This window comes from Streptomyces monomycini (assembly GCF_022271435.1).
GTDB lineage: Bacteria > Actinomycetota > Actinomycetes > Streptomycetales > Streptomycetaceae > Streptomyces > Streptomyces monomycini.
On the sequence record NZ_JAFIQY010000053.1, the window covers coordinates 1 to 20,895 of the forward strand.

Annotated in this window: 17 protein-coding genes; 2 read left to right on the forward strand and 15 right to left on the reverse strand. The window is 71.4% G+C overall.

Features of this window, described 5'->3' with window-relative positions:
- From JXZ78_RS40530 to JXZ78_RS36170, 5 genes are all read right to left on the reverse strand, one after another.
- The coding region (locus JXZ78_RS40530) for a PIG-L family deacetylase (protein WP_308281074.1) at positions 1–1,862 on the reverse strand (1,862 nt) is incomplete at its 3' end.
- Positions 1,863–1,977: 115 nt separating this feature from the next.
- Positions 1,978–2,436, reverse strand: coding sequence for a GtrA family protein (locus JXZ78_RS36155; RefSeq protein ID WP_238783612.1), 459 nt, complete (start codon positions 2,434–2,436; stop codon positions 1,978–1,980).
- Positions 2,433–3,404 (reverse strand): glycosyltransferase family 2 protein, encoded by a 972-nt coding sequence (locus tag JXZ78_RS36160; RefSeq protein ID WP_238783613.1) that lies wholly within the window; start codon positions 3,402–3,404, stop codon positions 2,433–2,435. Before JXZ78_RS36160 ends, JXZ78_RS36155 begins: the two co-directional genes overlap by 4 nt.
- The gene (locus tag JXZ78_RS36165; RefSeq protein ID WP_238783614.1) at positions 3,401–6,013 is read right to left on the reverse strand and encodes a YfhO family protein; all 2,613 of its coding nucleotides are present in this window, start codon (positions 6,011–6,013) and stop codon (positions 3,401–3,403) included. The genes JXZ78_RS36160 and JXZ78_RS36165 overlap by 4 nt, the downstream gene beginning before the upstream one ends.
- 541 nt (positions 6,014–6,554) lie before the next feature.
- A complete protein-coding gene (locus tag JXZ78_RS36170) occupies positions 6,555–7,292 on the reverse strand; it encodes a cation-translocating P-type ATPase C-terminal domain-containing protein (RefSeq protein ID WP_078624593.1) in 738 nt (245 codons plus the stop codon).
- Between the two features lie 62 nt (positions 7,293–7,354).
- Here JXZ78_RS36170 and JXZ78_RS36175 point away from each other — a divergent pair, with 62 nt between their 5' ends.
- Both JXZ78_RS36175 and JXZ78_RS36180 read left to right on the forward strand, forming a co-directional pair.
- Positions 7,355–8,905 carry a class-II fumarase/aspartase family protein gene (locus JXZ78_RS36175; RefSeq protein ID WP_078624594.1) on the forward strand — a complete coding sequence of 517 codons (1,551 nt, stop codon included), beginning with the start codon at positions 7,355–7,357 and terminating at the stop codon, positions 8,903–8,905.
- Positions 8,902–9,696 carry a methyltransferase domain-containing protein gene (locus tag JXZ78_RS36180; protein ID WP_030023687.1) on the forward strand — a complete coding sequence of 265 codons (795 nt, stop codon included), beginning with the start codon at positions 8,902–8,904 and terminating at the stop codon, positions 9,694–9,696. The genes JXZ78_RS36175 and JXZ78_RS36180 overlap by 4 nt, the downstream gene beginning before the upstream one ends.
- A 66-nt stretch (positions 9,697–9,762) precedes the next feature.
- On the opposite strand, the gene serC is transcribed toward JXZ78_RS36180, so the two are convergent.
- The 10 genes from serC to JXZ78_RS36230 form a co-directional block, all read right to left on the reverse strand.
- The gene (gene serC / locus JXZ78_RS36185) at positions 9,763–10,911 is read right to left on the reverse strand and encodes a 3-phosphoserine/phosphohydroxythreonine transaminase (RefSeq protein ID WP_030023688.1); all 1,149 of its coding nucleotides are present in this window, start codon (positions 10,909–10,911) and stop codon (positions 9,763–9,765) included.
- 97 nt (positions 10,912–11,008) lie between these two features.
- Positions 11,009–12,394, reverse strand: coding sequence for a glutamate-cysteine ligase family protein (locus JXZ78_RS36190; RefSeq protein WP_030023689.1), 1,386 nt, complete (start codon positions 12,392–12,394; stop codon positions 11,009–11,011).
- Positions 12,395–12,441: 47 nt separating this feature from the next.
- Positions 12,442–13,131: an O-methyltransferase gene (locus JXZ78_RS36195; RefSeq protein WP_030023690.1), complete on the reverse strand. Its 690-nt coding sequence runs from the start codon at positions 13,129–13,131 to the stop codon at positions 12,442–12,444.
- Entirely contained in the window at positions 13,131–14,294 is a 1,164-nt protein-coding gene (locus JXZ78_RS36200) for an amidohydrolase family protein (protein ID WP_030023692.1), read from the reverse strand. The genes JXZ78_RS36195 and JXZ78_RS36200 overlap by 1 nt, the downstream gene beginning before the upstream one ends.
- 815 nt (positions 14,295–15,109) lie before the next feature.
- Positions 15,110–15,661: a hypothetical protein gene (locus JXZ78_RS36205; protein ID WP_030023693.1), complete on the reverse strand. Its 552-nt coding sequence runs from the start codon at positions 15,659–15,661 to the stop codon at positions 15,110–15,112.
- A gap of 209 nt (positions 15,662–15,870) precedes the next feature.
- Complete coding sequence (locus JXZ78_RS36210; protein ID WP_030023694.1) at positions 15,871–16,992, reverse strand: ROK family glucokinase; 1,122 nt, start codon at positions 16,990–16,992, stop codon at positions 15,871–15,873.
- 389 nt (positions 16,993–17,381) lie between these two features.
- Positions 17,382–18,266, reverse strand: a complete 885-nt coding sequence (locus JXZ78_RS36215; protein WP_372498476.1) for an ATP-binding cassette domain-containing protein — start codon at positions 18,264–18,266, stop codon at positions 17,382–17,384.
- Entirely contained in the window at positions 18,263–19,333 is a 1,071-nt protein-coding gene (locus JXZ78_RS36220) for an ABC transporter permease (protein WP_030023696.1), read from the reverse strand. Before JXZ78_RS36220 ends, JXZ78_RS36215 begins: the two co-directional genes overlap by 4 nt.
- Entirely contained in the window at positions 19,330–20,343 is a 1,014-nt protein-coding gene (locus JXZ78_RS36225; protein ID WP_030023697.1) for a sugar ABC transporter substrate-binding protein, read from the reverse strand. Before JXZ78_RS36225 ends, JXZ78_RS36220 begins: the two co-directional genes overlap by 4 nt.
- 281 nt (positions 20,344–20,624) lie before the next feature.
- Entirely contained in the window at positions 20,625–20,822 is a 198-nt protein-coding gene (locus JXZ78_RS36230; RefSeq protein ID WP_157851722.1) for a hypothetical protein, read from the reverse strand.
- Positions 20,823–20,895 lie beyond the last annotated feature (73 nt).

The window sequence follows — 20,895 nt, forward strand, 5'->3', positions numbered from 1 at the left end:
GCCCGCCGCTCAGCCAGCACCACCTGGGCCGTGACACTCTGCCGGTACGCCACACGCACCTCCCCCTCCCCCAGCGCCACCACACTCAACGGACCGCCCGGCTCGGGCAGACCCGTCTCCCCCGTGGACTCCGGTATCTGCCCCGCCTCCCTCGACACCCAGTGGTGCACGGCCCGGTCAGTGCCCGGCGCCACCACATGCACCAGCCCCTCGGAATCCACGCACGCGTCCAGCCCGTCGACGACGCCCGGCACCCGGCCCTTCGCTCCCCGGTGGGTGGTGGGCGCGTCCAGCTGTCGCCACAGCGACCAGTCCCCGCCCTGGGCGCCGCTGCGGTACGCGATGCCTCCGCTCCAGTCACGGGCGAAGACGTGCACCGTGCCGTCCTGGCCGACCACTGCCACCGGGAAGCCCGTCTCCAGGGACTTCGCCGGCGCGGCATCCGGAGTGCCCAGTGACTCCCACGCCCCGAAGACCGGCACCCCGTTACGCGCGGTGCCGTTCTGCAACGCGGTCACCAGCTCCCGGCGGTGCGCATGGTTACGGGCCGGCAGCACCGTCCGGGAGGCGAACAACTGCAACGCCCCACCCGGATGGCTCACCACATGGATCTGCCCCTGGAGGAAGCCGCCGCCGAGCCGGTGCGGACCACTGAAGCTGCCGTTGCCCGGCGCGGTCTCGGCCCAGCACACCGCAGCACCGTCCAGCACCGCGAACGCCGCCAGCCGCCCGTCCTTCAACGGCCGCAACCAGCTGTTCGACCCAGGAGCCCGCAACCGGGTACTACGCGTCCAGTTACGCGACCACCCCTCGAACGCCGACCCGCCGACCTTACGGTCACCACACCCCGCCCGGTCCCCGCAGTCACGACCGTCCGCCCAGCCGTACACCGACAACAACTCACCCTTACGCCGGGCAGTCGACAGATCGACATTGTTCGGAAGTGCCCCCAACTCATAACCGAGGTAACTTTCCACGACCGTCGGGCGGCTGTGCTTGCGCCCCCAGTAGCCCGCCAGTGCCGCTTGCGCGAAGTACGCCGAGCTGGTGTGGTCCTGGTGGTCGTAGTACTGAAAGCCGCGCAGTTTCGGGTCGCCGGTGGGCGGGGGCTGGTGCGGGGCGTGGACCGCGTTCGGGTCGAGGGTGCGCACCACGGTGGGCCGCACCCGTTCCAAGAGGGCGATCAGCGTCTCGATGACCTGCTCACGGGTGTAACGGAACGTGCGCTGTACGGGAGTGCCCTCCGGAAGCAGCGTGGGCAGCCCGTCGGTGGCGCCCAGCCACAGGCCGCGCAGGCTCTGTGCGCGCGGCAGCGAGACGGACCGAGCCTCCACCAGTTCCATGAAGACCAACTGGTTCTGCGGCGCGGCACGCAGCGTCTGCATCTCCACCTGCAAGCCGGGCAGCAGGGAAATGGCCTCCACATCCCACGGGCTGAGCGGGTCCCCGGTGGCCATCACGGCGTGCGCGGCCCGCAGTCCGTTGATACGGGCTCGCACGAACGCCGCACGATCGCTCGGCGGCGTCCGGTCCCCGCTCTTGGGTCCGGGATAGTTGCGGCCGTCCGACTCACCGCCGGTCAGGCACACCGTCACCGACCGGGCGCCACTGCGCACCGACTGCTCCAGCGCCGGATTCATGAAGTACAGCGAATCGTCGGCATGCGCGACGATGTGCAGGAACGCCTGCTCCGCGCCGTGCGCGGCGGCCTCCCGCTCCCGCGCCGGGTCGGCCACCTGCGACAGCGGCATCCCCGGCCCCGACCAGGCCCACACTCCGGCCCCGGCCGCCACCGCGGCAGCGCCGCCCCCGGCAGCCTGGAGCAGCCGCCGCCTGGACATACGGGACGGGGGCGTTGACACAACTTGCTCCTTCACGGCACCCAGCAGCACCGAAGACGTACTAGACCGGCCCATACCGAAATGAGCCACCTGGGTAGAGGGGGTGGCGGCGCGCCGGGTTCCCTGATCCCCGTTCTCAGTTCGACGTGCTGGGCACGCTCTCCCAGCCGCCGTTACGCCTCGGCGCCAGAATGCGGGTGGACACCAGGTAGGTGAACGGGATCGCGATCACCGAGGCGACCAGCGGCGCGATACGGGTGCCGAGCCCGCACCAGTTGACCAGCACGACCAGACCCGCGCTCTGCACCACGTAGTTGGTGACCTGGGTGAGCGGGAAGAGCAGGAACTTCTTCCAGGTGGGACGGGTGCGGTAGGTGAAGTAGGTGTTCAGGAAGAACGAGCCCACCATGCTGAACAGGAACGCGATCGTGTAGGCGGCGAAGTACGCCATCCACGGGTGCAGCACCAGGTAACAGCCGTAGAAGGTGAGGGTGTTGACGCCTCCGACGACGGCGAAGCGCAGCAGCCGGGCCAGTTGGCTGCGGCGCTCCGCGGTCGGGGAACCGCTGCCCGGTGCGGGTGCGTGAAGGGTCATCGGCCGGCCCGGCCGGCGAGTCGGGCCTCGGGGTGGTGGGCGGGCGCCGTCCCGTTGGTCTCCTTGACCAGGAAGTGCGGGCGCCGCTTGGTCTCGTAGTAGATGCGGCCGATGTACTCGCCGATCAGGCCGAGCATCACCATCTGGAGCCCGCCCAGGCCCACGATGATCGCCACCAGCGTCACATAACCCGGCGCGGTGACACCGCCGACGACCGCCGCGCCGATGATCCACAGGGCGTACGCGGCGGCCAGCCCGGCCAGACTCAGCCCCGCGTAGATCGCCACCCGCAGCGGACGGCTGTTGAAGGAGATCATGCCGTCGATGCCGTAGTTGACCAGCGAGCCGAAGCGCCACTTGGTCGCGCCGCCCTCGCGCTGGGCGTTGCGGTAGTCGAAGGTGACGGTGTCGAAGCCTATCCAGGAGAACAGGCCCTTGGAGAAGCGGTTGTACTCGGGCAGCGAGACCAGCGCGTCCACGGCGGTGCGCGACAGCAGCCGGAAGTCACCGACCCCGTCGGTCAGTTCCACATCGACCCACTTGTTGACCGCGCGGTAGTACAGCTTGCTGACCATGCTCCGCAGCGGCTTGTCGCCCTCCCGGCTGCGCCTGGCGATGACCTGGTCGTGGCCGAGCTGGTAGAGGTCCAGCATCTTCTCGATGAGCTCGGGCGGGTGCTGGAGGTCGGCGTCCATCAGGATGACGGCGTCGCCGCCCGCCTCCTTCAGGCCCGCGAGCATCGCGGCCTCCTTGCCGAAGTTACGGCTGAAGGAGACGTAGCGGGTGGTGCTGCCGTTCTGCTGGGCGAGGGTGCGTATCCGCTGCAGCGTGCCGTCCGCGCTGCCGTCGTCGACGTAGCACAGCTCGTACTCGACGGCGAGCCGGCCGAGCACCTCGCGGATCTTCTCGTCGAAGCGGCCGATGACTTCCTCTTCGTTGTAACAGGGGACAACGACCGAAAGTTTCATGACTCAGCCCTTTCACCGGGGCGGGCCGCGGCAGCGTGCACCGCGTCCGTAGATGTTCTGGAGCCCGGAAGTGGGCTCTGGGGAGAAGAAGATGCGGATGGCGCCGGGGCGCCGGGGCGTGCCGTGCGCCGCCGTACGCCGCAGGTGACGGCCACGGCGGTCAGCGCCAGCAGGGCGCCGCCGCTCGCTGCCAGGCCGGGCAGCAGCCCGGGCGTGCGGTACGAGCAGTCCAGCCGCGTGGCGCCCGCTCCGAGCGGTACGGCCATCAGACCGCCGAACGAGTGCGGGGCGCGCCAGGCACCACCGTCCACCCGGCAGCCCCAGCCGGTGACCGTCGGCACCGCGAGGACGGCCGTGCCCGTGCTGTGCGCGGGCAGCTCGGCGGACAGCCCGTGGCCGCTCGACGAGAGCCGTACGGGCGCTTTCTTGCGCAGGTCCGCCACGGCGGCGGCGAGCTTCTTCGGGGCCAGGCAGCCGATCGGGTGTTCCGGGATGTGCTGGGCCTTCGGGCTGCTGAAGGACACCGTCAGCCGCCCGTCGGCGGGAACCGTGCCCAGGCGCTTGATGCTGTTGGCCGTCATCTGCTGCCGGCCGACACCGCGTGTGGTGCCTCCCGGACCGGTGACGTGCCCTGCGTACCAGGGGGCGTACCAGTACGCCGTGCTCCCGGGGGTGCACTGGGCGCTGAAGGAGGTGACCACGTTGCGCTTGGGGGCGGCGGGCAGGCGCCAGCCGCCGTCGAGCCGCCGCGGTGCGGGGCCGGCCGTGGGGCGCAGGCTCGGCACCTGGTAGAGGGAAGCGCCGAGCAGCCGTTCCTGGCGGGCGAAGACCGTGCCGCCGCCGACCCGCGGGTCGTGCCGTACGTCGATGCCTCGCGCGGCGGCCCCGCTCCGGTGCTGGTCGAAACCGTCCGCCGTCAGTCCCGACCGTACGGTCAGCAGGGGCGCGGCGGCGGACTGTCCTACCCGGACAGGGCCTGCCTGCGGGCCGGTGCGGAAGCTGCTCACGCCCATGATCGCCCGGCTTACAGGGTCTTGGACGCTGAGTGTGTGACGGCCCTGGATGTACCAGCCGGCGCCCATCTCGCGCAGGGTGCGCGCGGTCTGCTTCGGCAGGTAGCTGCTGTAGTACGAGCCGCCTTCGCCGCCCAGCAGCAGGGGGTCGTTGTTGGCGAACTCGTGCGGTCCGGGGTCGGTGCGGGAGTGCGGCCAGTCGTTTCGCTGTCCGAGCTCGCGGTGGGTCTTGAGTGCTTCCGCGCTCAGAGTGATCTTCGGCTTGAACCACTTGAGCTTGTCCCTGGCCCCCGTCACGGAGAACGCCGCATAGGCCGAGCCGAAGAAGACGGCGCAGGTCAGCGCGGCGGCGACGACGGTATGCAGGGTTCGTCCCGCGCGCTTTCGGGCCAGCGCCAGCAGCGCCGCGAGCACCACCGCGCCGGAGCCCAGCACCAGGATCCAGGTGGCCGGGCCGACCCCGTGCCGGCCGTGGCACAGCACGGCGAGCAGGGCGACCAGTACAGCACCGCCCGCCAGCTCGCGCGGGCGCGGCCGGTGCGCCAGCGCCAGCCACGCGATCATCACCAGCACCGCGCTGAGCACGAAGGAGGCGCGGTACGGGCTGCCGTTGGGGACCGCCAGACCGTGCCAGAGCAGCAGCGTCGGCTTCCACACGAAGGAGACCGCGACACCGGCGGCCAGGACGTACCAGGCGACCCGCGTACGGACCGGAATGGCACGGATGAACGGGAAGGCCGCCACCAGCAGCAGCCCCAGCACTCCGATGAACAGGTGCGGCGCGTTCACCGCACCCCGCCCGCCGGGCAGCAGCTCCGCCAGGAAGTCCAGCGTCGGCGGCCGCCCCCGGAAGACCGCCTCCGGGGCAGGCTGGGACGCCTTGCTGGCCTTGAAGCTGACGATGACGGCGGGGGCCGCCAGCAGGATGCCGGTCAGCGCCATGGTGGCCGCGCGGGCCAGGGAGCGCAGCCGGTCCCGTACGGGCAGGTCCGTGGCGAGCAGCAGGCGTACAACCAGTACCAGCGCCATGGCGAGGGTCGCCATCGCCGCCGTGTAGAAGTTCCCCGCCCACGACACGCCGACGAACAGGGTGCCGATCACCCAGCGGCGCCGGTGCAGGCACCAGTCGGCGGCGATGCCGGTCAGCGGCAGCGAGACCAGCCCCCACATCCACATCGGGTCCGCCGTGCCGTCGCTCACCACCCAGCCGCAGGTCCCGTAGCCCACCGCGAGCAGCGCGCGCAGCCACGGCGAACCGGGGTGCAGGCGCCCGAGGAAGACGGTCATCAGCGCCGTACCGAGCCCGATGCAGCCCAGCGTGACGAGAAAGACCGGCAGCTCGACCAGGTCGCGGGGAAACAGGCCGACGAGCCAGGAAAACGGATTCATCAGATAGGTGAGGAAGTCCGCGAGAAAGGGGACGCCGTAGCCGCTGTTCCAGTTGAAGGCCAAGTCGCCCGTGGCCTTGCCGTGCAGCAGGTCCCACAGATGAGCGTGGAACGGCACAAACTGATTACCGAGGTCGTTGACGGCACGGGAACGGGAGCCGAACGGATAACTGCCCAGCATCGCCATACCGAGGCAATAGGACCCCATGGCCAGTAGCGCCGCGAAAGACGGCGCGAGCCGCGACGGGGTGAGCCGCTCCGCAGGCGAGGCCAGTCTTTTGACCGCCACTGCCACGGAACCCCGCACTTCTCTGCTCACCTGCGTCATGCACGTACAGAGGGCCTTGTTTGCGGACAGGTTCCCCAAACCCGGCCAATGTGATGTGAATCTCTTCGGGGGATGGCGTGGGCATGTAACGCCCGGGGAAGGCGGAAGCACCCCTCGGACACCGAAGCGCTTCCACGGAAATAACTCAGGCCGGAAGGTTGCCCGACACGAGCCGGAACACCGAAAGTGTTGCCGTTTCGTTACCACCCCTCACCTGCGGAGTCGCTTCCCCTGCCGCCGCGCATGCAGGTTTTGCAGTCGCTTGTTCACGGAGCGCATTCCATGAACCTGCGAGGGTTCATCATTTCGATGTCAGGACGCTTTCGGGCGGGGCGCGGATCCAGCGCATCGGGTATTGCTCCGCACTCTGCCCTGCCGGGCATCCGACAGGGCCTTTCGGGCAGTCGCGTAACCCCGGCCGTCACTCGACACGGCCTCGCCCACGGGCCATGAGCTTGCCGAGTTCCCACAGGAACAGCAGCGCGAGGGCGGGCACGAGGGCCCACGCGAAATGCTTCATGTCGATGTCGGTGGTCCCCAGCAGGCGGTGAAAGAGGTCCATCTGCGCGATGACGACGGCCAGGACGACTTCGACGAGGACGGCCCGGTTCATCTGCTTGCTGTCGAAACTGGCGGTCGTCAGCGCGGTGCCGGTCTCGCTGCGGCATTCGAGTGCGGCCACGATCAGGCACAGGTCGAAAGCCGTGAACGCGATGGAATTGCCGATCGCGAGACTGCCGAAGAGGGACTGGCCGAGCTGCATCATGCAGAGCAGGCCGACGCTGATGGCCAGGCCCGCCGATCCGACTGTGGCCATCACCCCGGTCGTGAGCACGGGCGCGCGCGTTCGCCGACCGGGTGCCGCGCCGCCCGCGACGCAGGTCCTGGACCGTCTTCGCCTGGAGCGCGGTGTGGCTGCGTTCGTGTCCTTCTGGCAGGTCACCGCGGACCGGACGTCCATCCCACATCCCCACGTCTTGGCGTCAACCACCGGCGGTCCGCCCGGCGGCCTCCCGCCCCGGGCCCGCCGTCGGCAGCGCCCGGAGCGGGAAGCCGCCTTCCGGACACCGCGCAGCCGGCGCTGAAAGGTCGCCTTCTCCTCGTCCCCGGAACACCCCCCGCGCACCCTATTGGCCCCGACTCCCCCATGTGGTGCCATGAGGCGAGTTCTGCCGGGATGACCCAAGTGATCTAGAAGCGACTCACTGAACGCGAGGATTCATGGCTATTTCTCGCAGGCACCAGCAGGCACCCGCCACGAACGGGGACGGCCTCCCCCACGGACCCGCCGGCCCCGCGCCCGCGCCACCGGTGTTCGAGGGCGACGGCGGCCGCGCGGCGGCGGAGTGCGGGCACGAGCGGGGGCACGTACTGGACTCCGCCTTCCACGGGCAGGGGTACGCCACGGCCACCAGCCGCCGTATCTTCTGCGACCGATGTCGGCTGCACCGATGGCTCCGGGTGGAGGCCGCCCTGGCGGCCAGTCAGGAACGGCTCGGCATGATCGCCCCCGGTACTGCGGCGCGGGTGGCGCGGGCCTGCGAGCCGGGCCGGATCGACCTGGCTGCCCTGGAGCCCGAGTTCCGCCGTACGGGCCACTCGCTCGTGCCGCTGCTGCGCGGCCTGGCGGCGGCGTGCGAGGCGGGCTCGGGGGAGATGGTGCACCTGGGGGCGACCACCCAGGACATCCAGGACACCGCGCAGTCCCTGGAGATGCGCGACGTGCTCGACGAGGCGGACCGGGAACTCGCCGCCATGACGACACGGCTGATCGCGCTGGCCGGGGCACACCGCGACTCCCTGATGGTGGGCCGCACCCACGCCCAGCCCGCGCTGCCGATCACCTTCGGCCTCAAGGTGGCGAGCTGGCTCGACGAACTGGGGCGGCACGGTGAGCGGCTGGCCCAGCTGCGCGAACGGGCCCTGGTGGCCCAACTGCACGGCGGCGTCGGCACCATGGCCGGGTTCCAGGGGCGCGGGCAGGAACTGCTCACCGACTTCGCCGCCCGCCTCGGGCTCGGGGAGCCCGTCGTCGGCTGGCACGTGGCCCGGGACCGGGTGGCGGAGTACGGCACCACGCTGGCCCTGCTGACGGGGACGCTGGCCCGGATCGCCGAGGAGATCCGGGTCCTCTCGCGCGCCGAGGTCGGCGAACTGTCCGAAGGCTGGGAGTACGGGCGGGTGGGCAGCAGCACCATGCCGCACAAGCGCAATCCCGAACGTTCCGAGCAGGTCGTCCTGCTGGCCCGGCTGGCCCGTTCCGCCGCCGCGCTCGGCGTCGAGGGCATGGTGCAGGAGCACGAGCGCGACGCGCGGGGCCTGCGGATGGAGTGGGTCACGGTCGCCGACGTCTCGCACTACACGCTGGCGGCCCTGGCGATCCTGAACGAGGTCCTCGCCGGGCTCCAGGTGCACCGCGAACGGATGGCGGCGAACGCGGCCTCCGTGGCGGAATTCCTGTGCACGGAGGCCCTGATGCTGGCGCTGGGCGAACGCATCGGCAAGCAGAGCGCGCACGCCCTCGTCTACGCGGTGAGCCAGCGGGCGCAGAGCGACGGCCGCCCGCTGCGCGCCTGCGTGCGCGAGTGCTCGGACATCACTTCGCAGATCTCCGCCACCACGCTCGACGACCTGCTCGACCCCGCCCGCTACGTGGGCGAGGCCGGCGCCCTGACCGACCGGGCGCTGGCCCGCGCCCGGCACCGGCCCGCCGCTCCCGGGAAAACCGGCGCGCCGCAGGTGGCCCGTACGGAGGAGGGGGTGCCCTCATGACCGCTCTCCTGCGCTTCGACGGCGAACGGGCCTGCGAGGCCGACATCGAGGCGCACACCCCCGAGATGCGCGGGCAGCGGCAGCACCTGCTCCGGCAGCTCGCCGTGACGTCCGGGCAGCGGGTGCTGGACGTCGGCTGCGGCCCCGGCTACCTGATCTCGGAGCTGGTGGACCCGGTCGGCCCGGACGGCGCGGTGTGCGGCATCGACATCAGCGCGTCGATGCTGGACCTGGCCAGGGCGCGGTGCGCGCCGGCCGGCGCGCGGGTGAACCTGGTGACGGGGCGCTGCGAGGAGATTCCGTTCCCCGACGCGTCGTTCGACGCTGCCGTCTCCTCGCAGGTCTACGAGTACGTCGGCGACATCGAACGGGCGCTGGCCGAGCTGTACCGGGTGCTGCGCCCGGGAGGCCGCGCGGTGGTGCTCGACACCGACTGGGACTCCCTGGTGTGGCACTCCGCCGACCGCCCCCGGATGCGGCGGATCCTCACCCTGTGGGAGGACCACGTCGCCGACCCCCGGCTGCCCCGGCGGCTCGGTCCGCTGCTCCAGGAGGCCGGGTTCACCGAGGAGAGCCTGACCACGCTGACCTTCCTGAACCGGCGGTGCCACCGCGACGCCTACAGCTACTGGCAGGTCGGCTTCATCGAGGCGTTCCTCGCCGGCCATCCCGGCGCGGACCCGGAGGAGACCAGGGACTGGGCCCGGGAGCTGCGCGAACTGGACGCGGCGGGCCGGTACTTCTTCAGCCTCGGCCGGTACGCGTTCACCGTGGTCAAGCCCGGCGACTGAACCGGCCCGCGGGGCCCGGCCGCGCTCTGGGCCGGGCCCTCGTCCATCCGTCCGCGCGGCCCCGCCTCACCCCCGTACGCGCGCGAACTCCCGGAGGAAGCCCCCCAGCGCCCGTACGCCCTCCAGGGGCATCCCGTTGTAGACGGACGCCCGCACCCCGCCCACCAGACGGTGCCCGGCCAGCCCGAGAAGCCCCTCCTCCCGCGCCCGGTCCAGGAACTCCCCGGTCAGCGACTCGTCGGCGAGCCGGAAGACGATGTTGGTGACGGAGCGGTGGTCCGGGTGGGCGGTGGGGCGGTAGAACGCCGTACGGTCCAGCTCCTCGTACAGCAGCCGCGCCTTGGCCAGGTTCGTCCGCTCGACCGCCGCGAGACCGCCCTGGTCACGTATCCACTCCAGCGTCAGGGCGAGGACGAAGACGGCGAAGGTGTTCGGGGTGTTGTCGAGGGATGTGGACGCCGCGTGGACGGAGTAGTCCAGCAGTCGGGGGGTCTCCGGCAGCGCGTGGCCGAGCAGGTCGTCCCGTACGGTCACCAGAGCCGTGCCGGCGGGCCCCAGGTTCTTCTGGAACCCGGCGTAGACGATGCCGAACCGGCCGTGGTCCAGCCGCCGGGAGAGGATGTCGCTGGTGGCGTCGGCCACCAGCGGGGCGGGGCAGTCCCGCGGAAAATCGTTCCAGCGGGTGCCGTAGACGGTGTTGTTGCTGGTGAGGTGGAGGAAGGCGGCGTCCGGCGGGCAGTGCCGTGCGGTCACCTCCGGTATCCGGTCGAAGCCGGTGCCCTCGCTCCCGGCGACGGTCACCGCGGTGCCGTAGCGGGCGCCTTCCCGCTGCGCCTGCTGGGCGAACAGGCCGGTCACGACGTACCCGGCGGTACGGGTCGGTGACCGGCCGACGAGGTTGAGCGGCACGGCGGCGCACTGCATCCGGGCGCCGCCGTGCACGAACAGCACATGGTGGTCCTCCGGGAGCCCGGTCACCTCCCGGTACAGCGTCACGGCGGTGTCGAGCACTCCGGTGAAGCGGGGGTGCTTGTGGCTGATCTCGATGATCGAGGCGCCGTCGCCCACGTGCGCCGCGAACTCCTCGCGCACCCGCCGGGCCACCGGCCGGGGCAGCGTCGCGGGCCCCGCGGAGAAGTTGTACGCGTCCCGGGGCTCCGGCGGCCTGCCGGGCGCGCCCCGCCGATCCCCTTCTCGCGTCTGCCGCCGTCCCATCCCGTAGCCCTCCCGGTCGTCCGTACGTCCTCGCCTCCCGGCCGCCGCCCCTCCGTACGGCCCCCGCCTCCAGCCGTACGGCCCCGCGCCGGCTCTCTCAGCACATCCGCAGCCCCTCCACGAACGCCTCGATCCCCTCGGAACGGACCTGCGCGACGGCGTCGGTCGCCGGGCTCGTCCGGTCCCGCAGCCGCCGGGCCAGCGGTTCCAGCTCCTCGGCCGGCGCCACCGGCTCCCGGCGCAGCGACGCGGCCGCCAGGTCCAGGGAGCGCCGGCCCCACTCCGTCAGCGGCACCCCGGCGACCTCGGCCGCCCAGCCGCGGGTCTGGACCTCGGCGGCGGCCGTGCGGGCGTCCTGGAGCGACCAGCCGCCGAACAGGTCGCGGCAGCCCTCGATGTCGCCCAGCCAGCCCAGCAGGACGGCCAGCCAGGCGAACGTCTCCTCCCGGTTCATCGTGGGCAGATGGCGGATCTCGACGAAGGTGCCGCGTCCGCCGTCCCGGAGCACCGCCTCGCCCCGGTCCGCCGCCACCGCCTCCAGCGCCTCGGCGACGGTGCACGACTCGTCCAGCCGCATCCGTACCCGTACCGCCGGCCAGCAGAAGACCAGGCCGGACGCCAGGTCGGCGATGGTGCAGTGCAGGATGCGCTTGGTGCCGTCCGGGTCCACGAACTCGGCGTGGCCCGCCTCGGCGAACTGCTGCGTCGTCAGCTCGGGCACCAGCGGGGTGTGGAGGATGCCGTGCCGCGTGACTTCGAAGATCGGCAGCGCCCACGCCGCACGCATGTAGTCCGCCAGACTGCCGTAGAGGTGGTGGGGGTAGTGCAGGCGGTGGGCGAAGAACGGGTTGGTCTCGGACAGTTCCGTGTAGCCGCGCAGCCGCAGGGACCGCCAGGGCTGTACACGGCCGCCGAAGACCGCGGAGTTGGCGCCCCACGCGAAGATCAGCGGCGTCATCTTGATGAGCGTGTTGCAGGCGTCGATCACCCGCGGCAGCGGGACGTCGACGTTGAACTGGACGGCGGCGAATCCGGGCCAGGCGTCACTGGCGTAGTGCCCCGGATACCGCTCCGCCTGTGCCAGCCACAGACCGTAGTGCGCCTTGTCGGCCAGGTACGGGCCGCCGAGGGTCTCGGTCAGCGGCTGGCAGCCGTGCGCGAGGGCGGACAGCCCCTCGGCCGCCAGGGCCGGGAACACCACGTCGTCGAGCGTGCGGTGCCAGGCGGCCTTGGCGGCGGCGAACCCCTCTTCCGGCGGCAGGGCCGCCTCGACCGTGCAGAAGCCGTAGTCGTTGCCCACGTCCAGGGCCCCGTGGTCACGCGCCGACCGGGCGCCGACCAGCGTGCCGGTGGTGGCGTCGTGGTACGGGACGAAGTCCGGGCGGGCGGCGAGCCGTTCGAAGACGGCCCGGGTGGCCGGGCGGTCGGCCGCGGCCCCCCGGCGGTCGACCACGGGCAGTTCTGACTCGATGCCGATCTTCATGTTCCAAGCTCTCCGTCGGAAGAGGGGGCGTCGGTGGCGGGGCCACGCTAGGGCCCGGAACCGGGACCTCGCCGAACGCCGGGCCGCGCTTCACGCTTTACGGTGAACTCGACCCCGTCCCCGATCTTCAGCACCTGGCTCCGCGCGTCCGGCACGCCGTCCACATGCCGCCGATACGCGGCGATGACCTCGGCGTTCTTCTTCGGGACCAGGATGTTGTCGGCCACCACCAGGCCCCCCGGCCGCAGCGCCGGCCAGCAGGCGTCGAAGTCCCGTACGTACAGCTCCTTCCAGTGGTCCAGGAGGACGAGGTCGATGGGACCGGGCAGGGTGGGGACGAGGTCGGGCGCCTCCAGCGCGGTCAGCTCGACGACGTCGGCGAGACCCGCCTCCGCCACGTTGTCCCGCTGCTCCGCCTGTTTCGCGGGGTCGACCTCGATGGAGTACAGACGTCCGCCGGTGGCCCGCACCGCCTCGGCGAGCCAGAGCGTGGAGTAGCCGACCGAACCGCCGACCTCCACGACCAGGCGCGCGGCCGCCGCCCGGACCAGGGAGTTCAGCAGCTGCCCGACGTCCGGGCCGACGTCGAGCATGAACGAGCCGGCACGTGCACGCAGGGCGGTGCCGCCCTCCGCACGCAACGCCTCCAGCTCCCGCTGCTCTTTGAGGGACCGTTCCTCCAGCCCCGCCAGGACAGCTTCGAACCGGCTGTCCGGCTCCGCCGGAACCCGCCCCATCAGTCGATCCCGAAGAAGCGGCGGGCGTTGTCGCACAGCAGCCGCCGTTTGGCCGCCTCGTCGATGTCCTTCCGGTCGGCCAGAGCGGTGACGGCGCCGGGGAACTTGGCGTCGAAGTGCGGAAAGTCGCTCGCGAACAGCAGGTTCTCCGCCAGCCCCTGCTCGATCAGCATGGGCAGCAGCGGGTCCTCCGGCTCGACCCCCAGGTAACACTGCCGCTTGAAGTACGTACTGGGCCGCTCGGGAAGCGGCGGCCGGTCCTTGGCGAACTGCTCGGCGTGGTCGTCCATCCGGTTCAGCCAGAACGGGGCCCAGCCCGCGCCGCTCTCCATGAAGGCGAACCGCACGCCGGGAAACCGCTCCAGGACACCGCCGGTGATGAGCAGCATGACCGCCATCATGTGCTCGAAGGTGTGGCTGACCAGGTGGCCCTGCATGGTGTCGTGGGTGCGTTCGGTGCCGATACGGGGGATGCGCGCGACCCCGAACCCCTCGTGGAAGCAGACCGCCACGCCGTGTTCCTGGCAGAACTCCCACAGCAGGTCGTAGACCGGGTCGTCGATGTTGGTGCCGACCACGGTGTTGGGCCGCAGGATGACGGTGCGCACACCCTCCTCCAGGACCCGGCGCGCCTCGTCCACCGCCAGCACGAGGTCGTGCTGCGGCAGCGCGGCGACCGGGAACAACCGCTCCCGGTCCTCGGCGCAGTAGGCCAGCACCCAGTCGTTGTACGCCTTGGCGACCTCGTACGCGAAAGCAGAACTGCGCAGGGCCGGCAGCAGGCCGAGCACCTTGGACGGGAAGATGTAGGCGCGGCTGATCCCCTCCCGCTCCATGGCGGTGAGCCGGTCCTTCGGATCCAGACCGCCGCGCCGCAGGGCGCCGAGCACGTCCACGGCGGCCGGGTCGTCGAACTTCCAGCTGCCGGGGGTGTAGGTGGCCCCCTGGCTGCCACCGAACCAGGCGGCCTGGGTGGGCCGGCCGTGGAAGGTGGACGAGGGCTGTTCGATGACCCGCCCCTCGGCGGTCAGCCGATCGTCCTGATAGGACGGCATCCAGGCGGCATACTTCTCGGGCAGCCTCCCCCGCCACCAGTCGTCGGAATCGGGCAGCACGATGTGGCTGTCGGCGTCGATGACGGGGTAGTCACGATGAGCGACCATGTACCACTCCTTCGGGCGATCCCGGGAAGGTCTGTCGGTCGGCGCACCCGGCCCGCGGCCCCGCACCCACGCCCAGGCCGACCACCGCCCGCGCGCCCGTACGGATGTCGTCCCCGCGTCCGAGACTCCGGACCATTGTGGCCGCCTCACGGGGAAAGGGAAGAGCGCCGCCTGGTCGATGAAACCTCAGTGGGTTGCTGTCGTTACTTCTGTCTCGCTGGCCTCTTCCGGCCTCTTCTGTGGGCGGTTGGGTGGCGTGAGCACGGGGTGGTGTGGGTGGGTGCGGGCCTCCGGGGACGCCGGGAGACGGGCCCGGTGATCGCGCCTTCCCGAGGGGCGGACGAGGAGCACCCGAGGCCGCTTCGTGAGCCTGTAGTTCCATGGCCGCCGGTCGCTGGGAGAACGTTCATCCTTGGGGTTCCTCGTCAGTTGCTGCCCAGCCCGGGGAAGTGGGCACCGGCTGTTGCCGGGCTCGGTATCGGGTTGCGGGTTGCGGGGGATCACGGGTCCCGCCGCGTGGACCGACGAGATCGTCACCATGGATGTGGCTCGGCGGTCCGGGCGCAGCTGGTGGGCCGGTTCAACGTGACGGGGCTGCTGCTGGTGGCCGCGCATGTGGTCACGTTGGTTCTGCGGCCTCCCGGTCACCGCGTAGCCGTACGTGTGGTGTCGGCGCAGGCCGCGGGCGTTGCCGCCGTTGTTCCGCTGCTGGTCCTCGGGTTCTCGCAGCGCTCCGCCGTGGGCGAGGCCGCGCCAGGCAGCCATCGCCGCTGGGCAGCCGCCGGTCGCCCCGCCCACCCGCGCCAGTACGGCGCTCAGCGTTCGAAGCGGACCGTCGAGACGACGTACACCACTGGCTGGCCCGGTTCGTCGAAGTTGACCGTGATGTTCTGGCTGGGGTGGGGGTCCTCGGCCTTGAGGGAGGTGCCGGCCCACTGGCCGCCGCTGAGGTCCCAGCCGACCTTCGCCGCCTGCGCGCCCGTAATGGTGATCTCGCCGTCCTTGAGGGCGTCGCGGCTGGTGCCGATCCACTTCAGGTAGTGGTCCAGGCCCCAGTCGTTGGTGCGGAACTGGACGTACAGGGAGCTGCGGTGCCAGGCGTTGGACTCGTAGTAGTAGACGGGGGTGGCACCGGCCGGGACCGGGACGTTGTAGATGCGCTGCTGCACCTTGGAGGGGTAGTCGTTGTAGAGGCCGGTGGAGGCCGCTTCCTCCTCCTTGCTCTGGCCGCTGTCCCGGCTCTGCTCGGCGGAGATGACGATGTACCCCGCCGGGATGGCGATCAGCAGGAAGATGACCAGCGCGGTGAGCCAGCGGCGGCGCCGGCTCGGCGGGCGAGGTGCCGCGGACGCGCCGGCGGAGGGCACGGGCGGGGGGCCGGACGGAGGACCGGGCGGAGGGCCGCTGGGAGCGCCGTTCAGGGGCCCGCTCGGAGAACCGCTCGGAGATCCGTTCAGGGACCCGCCCGAAGCCCCGGCCGGTGCCTCCGGACGCTCCGGGGTCTCGCGCGCGGCCGGCCCCGGGCCGGGCCGGGGCGGATCGTGTTCCTCGGTCATGGGTGGGGTGTCCAGCTCCGTCATCGCCGGCCCGATCGTTCGTACCGCTCATAGCGTTCCACGCGCCGGCGGTTGGCGCGCCGGAAGCGGCGGGCCACCAGGCGTGCCAGGTCGGCGGCGCCGACCATGCCGGCCTCGGGGCCCAGCTGGGCCTTGGCGATACGGGCCTCGGGGCGGTAGCCGCGGCCGGTCAGGGTGCGCCGGAAGGCGTCCCGGGCCGGGCCGATGAGCAAGTCGTCGGCGGCGCTGACGCCGCCGCCGATCACGAAGCAGGAAGGATCCAGCGCGGCGGCGAGATTGGCGATGCCGACGCCCAGCCACTGGCCGATGTCCTGGAGCAGCTCGACGCACATGGCGTCGCCCTCGCGGGCCAGCTCGGTGATGAGCGGGCCGGTGATGTCGGTGACGCGGCCGCCGACCCGGTCGATGATGTTGTACGCGACCGGGGAGTCCGCGGCGGCCAGCTCGCGGGCCTCGCGGACCAGGGCGTTGCCGGAGCTGTACTGCTCCCAGCAGCCGCGGTTGCCGCACGGGCAGCGGTGGCCGGCCGGAACCACCTGCATATGGCCGAATTCGCCGGCCACGCCGTACTTGCCGCGCTTGACCGCGCCGTCCTCCAGGATCGCGCCGCCGATGCCGGTACCGAGCGTGATCATGACGAGGTGGTCCTCGCCGCGGCCCGCGCCGAAACGCCATTCGGCCCAGGCGGCCGTGTTGGCGTCGTTGTCGACCATGACGGGGACCGCCAGGCGGCCCGCGAGGCGGTCGCGCAGCGGCTCGTTGCGCCAGTTCAGGTGGGGTGCGAAGAGGACGGTGCTGCGTTCGGCGTCGACCCAGCCGGCCGCGCCGATGCCCACCGCGTGCACATCGTGGCGGTCGGAGAGATCCAGCACCAGTTCGGTGATGACGTCCTCGACGACCTTGGGGCTCTTGGACTTGTCGGGAGTCTCGGTGCGGACCTTCTCCAGGATCGTGCCGTCCGCGTCGACGACGCCGGCCATCACCTTCGTCCCGCCGATGTCGATGCCGACGGTCGGCACGCGCGGCGCGCTCAGGTGGGAGCGCCGCTCGCGGGTGCCCACCGTGCGCAGCACGGTCGCTCTGGCGGATCCTCGGTGCACCCGGTCCCGGTACGTGCTCATCGACCCACCTCTTCGCCGTTGCGGTGGCGGCGGCTGCGTGCTCGCAAGAGTCGTCTCGTCCCTGCGGGTGTCGGGAGGCCGGGGCCTCGGGCGTGCATGGTCCGGTGTGGTGCTCGTTCGGTGCCGTACGCGCGTACGGGGTGGCGCTCGTGCCGTGCCGTCCGTGCGTACGGGTCGTGCTCGTGCGGTGTCGTACGCGTACGAGGCCGTGTTCGTACGGTGCCGTACGCGTACGGGCGCTCGCGGGGCCGGACCCCGAGGGCGCGCGGTGGCCGTGCCGGCGGCGGTGACGTGCACGGTCCGGTGCGATTGTGCCCTAACAGCGCGGCGCGGCGCATGGCGGCGCGGGCCCCGCGGAACCCGCGCCCCCGCCCGTGGGCCGGCCCCGCTCAGTGCGTGGGGTGGCCGCCGAGGTGGCTGGGCTCGGGCGCGCGGGCCAGCTCGTGGCTGAGCTGTTCGAGCTCGCTGCCGCCTGCCATCTGGCGTGTCAGCTCGTCCAGGGCGATCTCCGACCTGGTGTGGCGGCCGGCCATCGTCCCGCGCTTGAGGAGGACGAAACGGTTGCCCACGAGGTAGGCGTGATGCGGGTTGTGGGTGATCAAGACCACGCCGAGCCCGGCGTCCCGCGCGGCCGCGACGTACTTGAGCACCACGCCGGACTGCTTGACCCCGAGCGCCGCCGTCGGCTCGTCCAGCACCAGGACCTTCGCGCCGAAGTACACGGCGCGGGCGATGGCCACACACTGCCGCTCGCCGCCGGAGAGGGTGCCGATGGGCTGGTCCACGTCGCGCAGGTCGATGCCCATGCGCAGCAGCTCGGCGCGGGTGGTCTCGCGCATCAGCTGCACGTCGAGCCGCTTGAAGGGGCCGGCGCCCTTGGTCGGCTCGGAGCCGAGGAAGAAGTTGCGCCAGACCGGCATCAGGGGGACGACGGCCAGGTCCTGGTAGACGGTGGCGATACCGCGGTCCAGCGCCTCCCGCGGGGAGGACAGCCGGGTCTCCTCGCCCTCGATCGCGAAGCGGCCCGCGTCGTGCTGGTGCAGCCCCGCGATGATTTTGATGAGGGTGGACTTGCCCGCCCCGTTGTCACCGAGCACACAGGTGATCTCCCCCGCGTGCACCTCCAGCGAGACGCCTTCCAGGGCCTTGACGTTGCCGTAGAACTTGCTGACGTCCACCAGCTCCACGAGGGGCGGGGACGCGCCGTCGGAGGGGGTGGCGGGCTCCGGGCCCGGCTCGCTCCCCGTCTCCTCCGGCCTCTCCGGACTGCTCATTTCGTCGCCTCCGCGCGCTTGCGGACCCATGCGTTCAGGAGCGTGGCCAGCAGCAGCATCGCTCCGAGGAAGAACTTGTACCAGTCCGGGTTCCACTGGGCGTACACGATGCCCTTGCTGGCCATGCCGAAGATGAAGGCGCCGACGGCGGCGCCGATCGCCGAGCCGTAGCCGCCGGTCATCAGGCAGCCGCCGACCGCGGCGGCGATGATGTAGAGGAACTCGTTGCCGACGCCGTCGCCGGACTGGATCGCGTCGTACGAGAACAGCAGGTGCTGTCCGGAGATCCAGGCCGCCAGCGCGACCCCCATGTACAGGCCGATCTTGGTCCGGGTGACCGGGACACCGACCGCCCGCGCGGCGTCGGAGCCGCCGCCCACCGCGAAGATCCAGTTGCCGACGCGGGTGCGCAGCAGGACCCAGGTGGCGAGCGCGACCAGGCCGATCCACCACAGGATGGTGACCTGGATGTCCACGCCGCCGACGCTCAGGTGGGACGCGAAGAGCGCCCGGGCCGAGTCGAAGCCCTCCATGTCGGCGATGGACTTCGTCGAGACGGTGCCGCTGATCAGCTTGGTGAAGCCGAGATTGAGGCCGGTCAGCATGAAGAAGGTACCCAGCGTGATGATGAAGCTGGGCAGCTTCGTACGGGTCAGCAGGAAGCCGTTGAAGACTCCGATGGCCAGGGTGACCAGCAAGGACACCCCGACGCCCACCCAGACGTTCGCCGTCATCTGGTAGCTGAACATCGACGAGACGAGCGCGGAGCTGACGACCATGACGCCGGCCGACAGGTCGAACTCGCCGCCGATCATCAGCAGCGCCACCGGCACGGCCATGATGCCGATCGTCGACGAGGCGTAGAGCACGGTGGAGAGGCTGGACGCCTGGAGGAACGTGTCGGCGGCGAAGGAGAAGAAGAGGAAGACGGCCGCGGCGCCGACCACCGCGCCCAGCTCGGGGCGGCTCATCAGGCGGCGCGCCGGTGACCGGTGCACCAGGCGCTCGTCCGGTCCGCCGCCGGATTGCGGTCCGCTGTCCCGTACGGGGGTCTCCGCGGTGCTCATCGGGTCCCCCGCTTCGTGTACTCCTGCAATGCCGCCGCGTCCTTCTTGGTGATCACCTGGGGGCCGGTGAAGACCGGCTTGCCGCCACCGAGGACGTCGGCGTTGTACTTGTAGAGCCACAGCAGGTCGACGGCCTGGTACCCCTGGAGGTACGGCTGCTGGTCGACGGCGAAGCCGAGCGAGCCGTCCTTCAGGCCGTCGGCGACCTTCGCGTTCAGGTCGAAGGTGTCGATCTCGGCGTCGCTGCCGGCCTGCTCCTTGGCCTTGACGGCGGTCGGCGCGAACGGCGCGCCCAGCGTCACCACGGAGTCGATGCCGCGGTCCGACTGGAGCTTGGCCTCGATGGTGGACTGGACGTCGGGCATGTTGGTGCCCTCCACGTACAGCTTCTGCATCTCGCCCTTGAACGTCTTCTGCGCGCCGTCGCAGCGCTGCTCATGGCCGACGTTGCCCTGCTCGTGCAGGACGCACAGCGCCTTCTTGCGGCCCCGCTCGTTCAGCTCCTCGCCGACGGCCTCGCCGGCCACGGTCTCGTCCTGGCCGACGTGGGTCAGGGCGCCGTAGGCCTTGGACGCCTCGGCGCCCGAGTTCACGGTGATCACCGGGATGCCGGCCTTCTCGGCCCGGGCGACCACGTCCTTCATGGCGTCGGGCTTGGCCAGCGTGACGATCAGCCCGTCCACCTTCTGGTCGATGTAGGACTGCACCAGCTGGCTCTGCCGCTGGGCCTCCTTGTCGTGCCCGTAGACGAACTTGATGTTGTCCTTGTCGGCGGCCTGCCGGGCGCCGTTCTGCACGATGTCCCAGAAGGTGTCACCGTCGCCCGAGTGGGTGACCATGGCGAAGGTCCACCTCGGGGTGTTGACGGCCGCCTTGCCGCCCGCGGTCTGGGCGGCGCGCGCTTCCTCGGCGCGCTTGCCGCCGGTGCTGCTGCACCCCGCCAGGGACGCGGCGAGCACCGCTGCCAGCACCGCGGTCACCGCGCGTACCCCTGTCCGAACCCTTGCCACGAGGTCGAGCCCTTCTCGTTGCTGTTGCTGCTGTCACTGTGCGCCTGGGGCGCTGTGCCGGGTTTGGGCCGAAAATGATCGGTCCCGGCCGCCCAAGTATCCGTTACGCCTGTTCCGCGTGGGGTCATCGGGTCCCGTGCCTCGGGCACTCCTCCGGCTGCGGTACGGCCGTGTCCGCCTGCGGTACGGCCGTACCCGCTCGCGGTACACCCGCGTCCGGCCGCGACACGCCCGGGTCCGGCCGCCGTACGCCCGTACCGGTGACCGCGCGGCCGGGCCGGTCAGCGCCGGATCGCCGGGAGCCGGGCCCGGCGGACGGCGGGAGCGGTCCGGGGCTCGGTGACATCCGGCTCGGTGGCATCGGGCTCGGTGGCATCGGGCTCGGTGGCATCGGGCTCGGCGATGTCCGGCTCGGCGATGTCCGGCTCGGCGATGTCGGGCCCGGTGGTGGTACGGGCCGTGCGCACGGTACACCTCATGGGACCGTCCTCTCTCCCGTGCCGCCCGACGGCGGCTGGAGGAGTTCTAGCGGTGCGCACCGAGCCCCGTCAA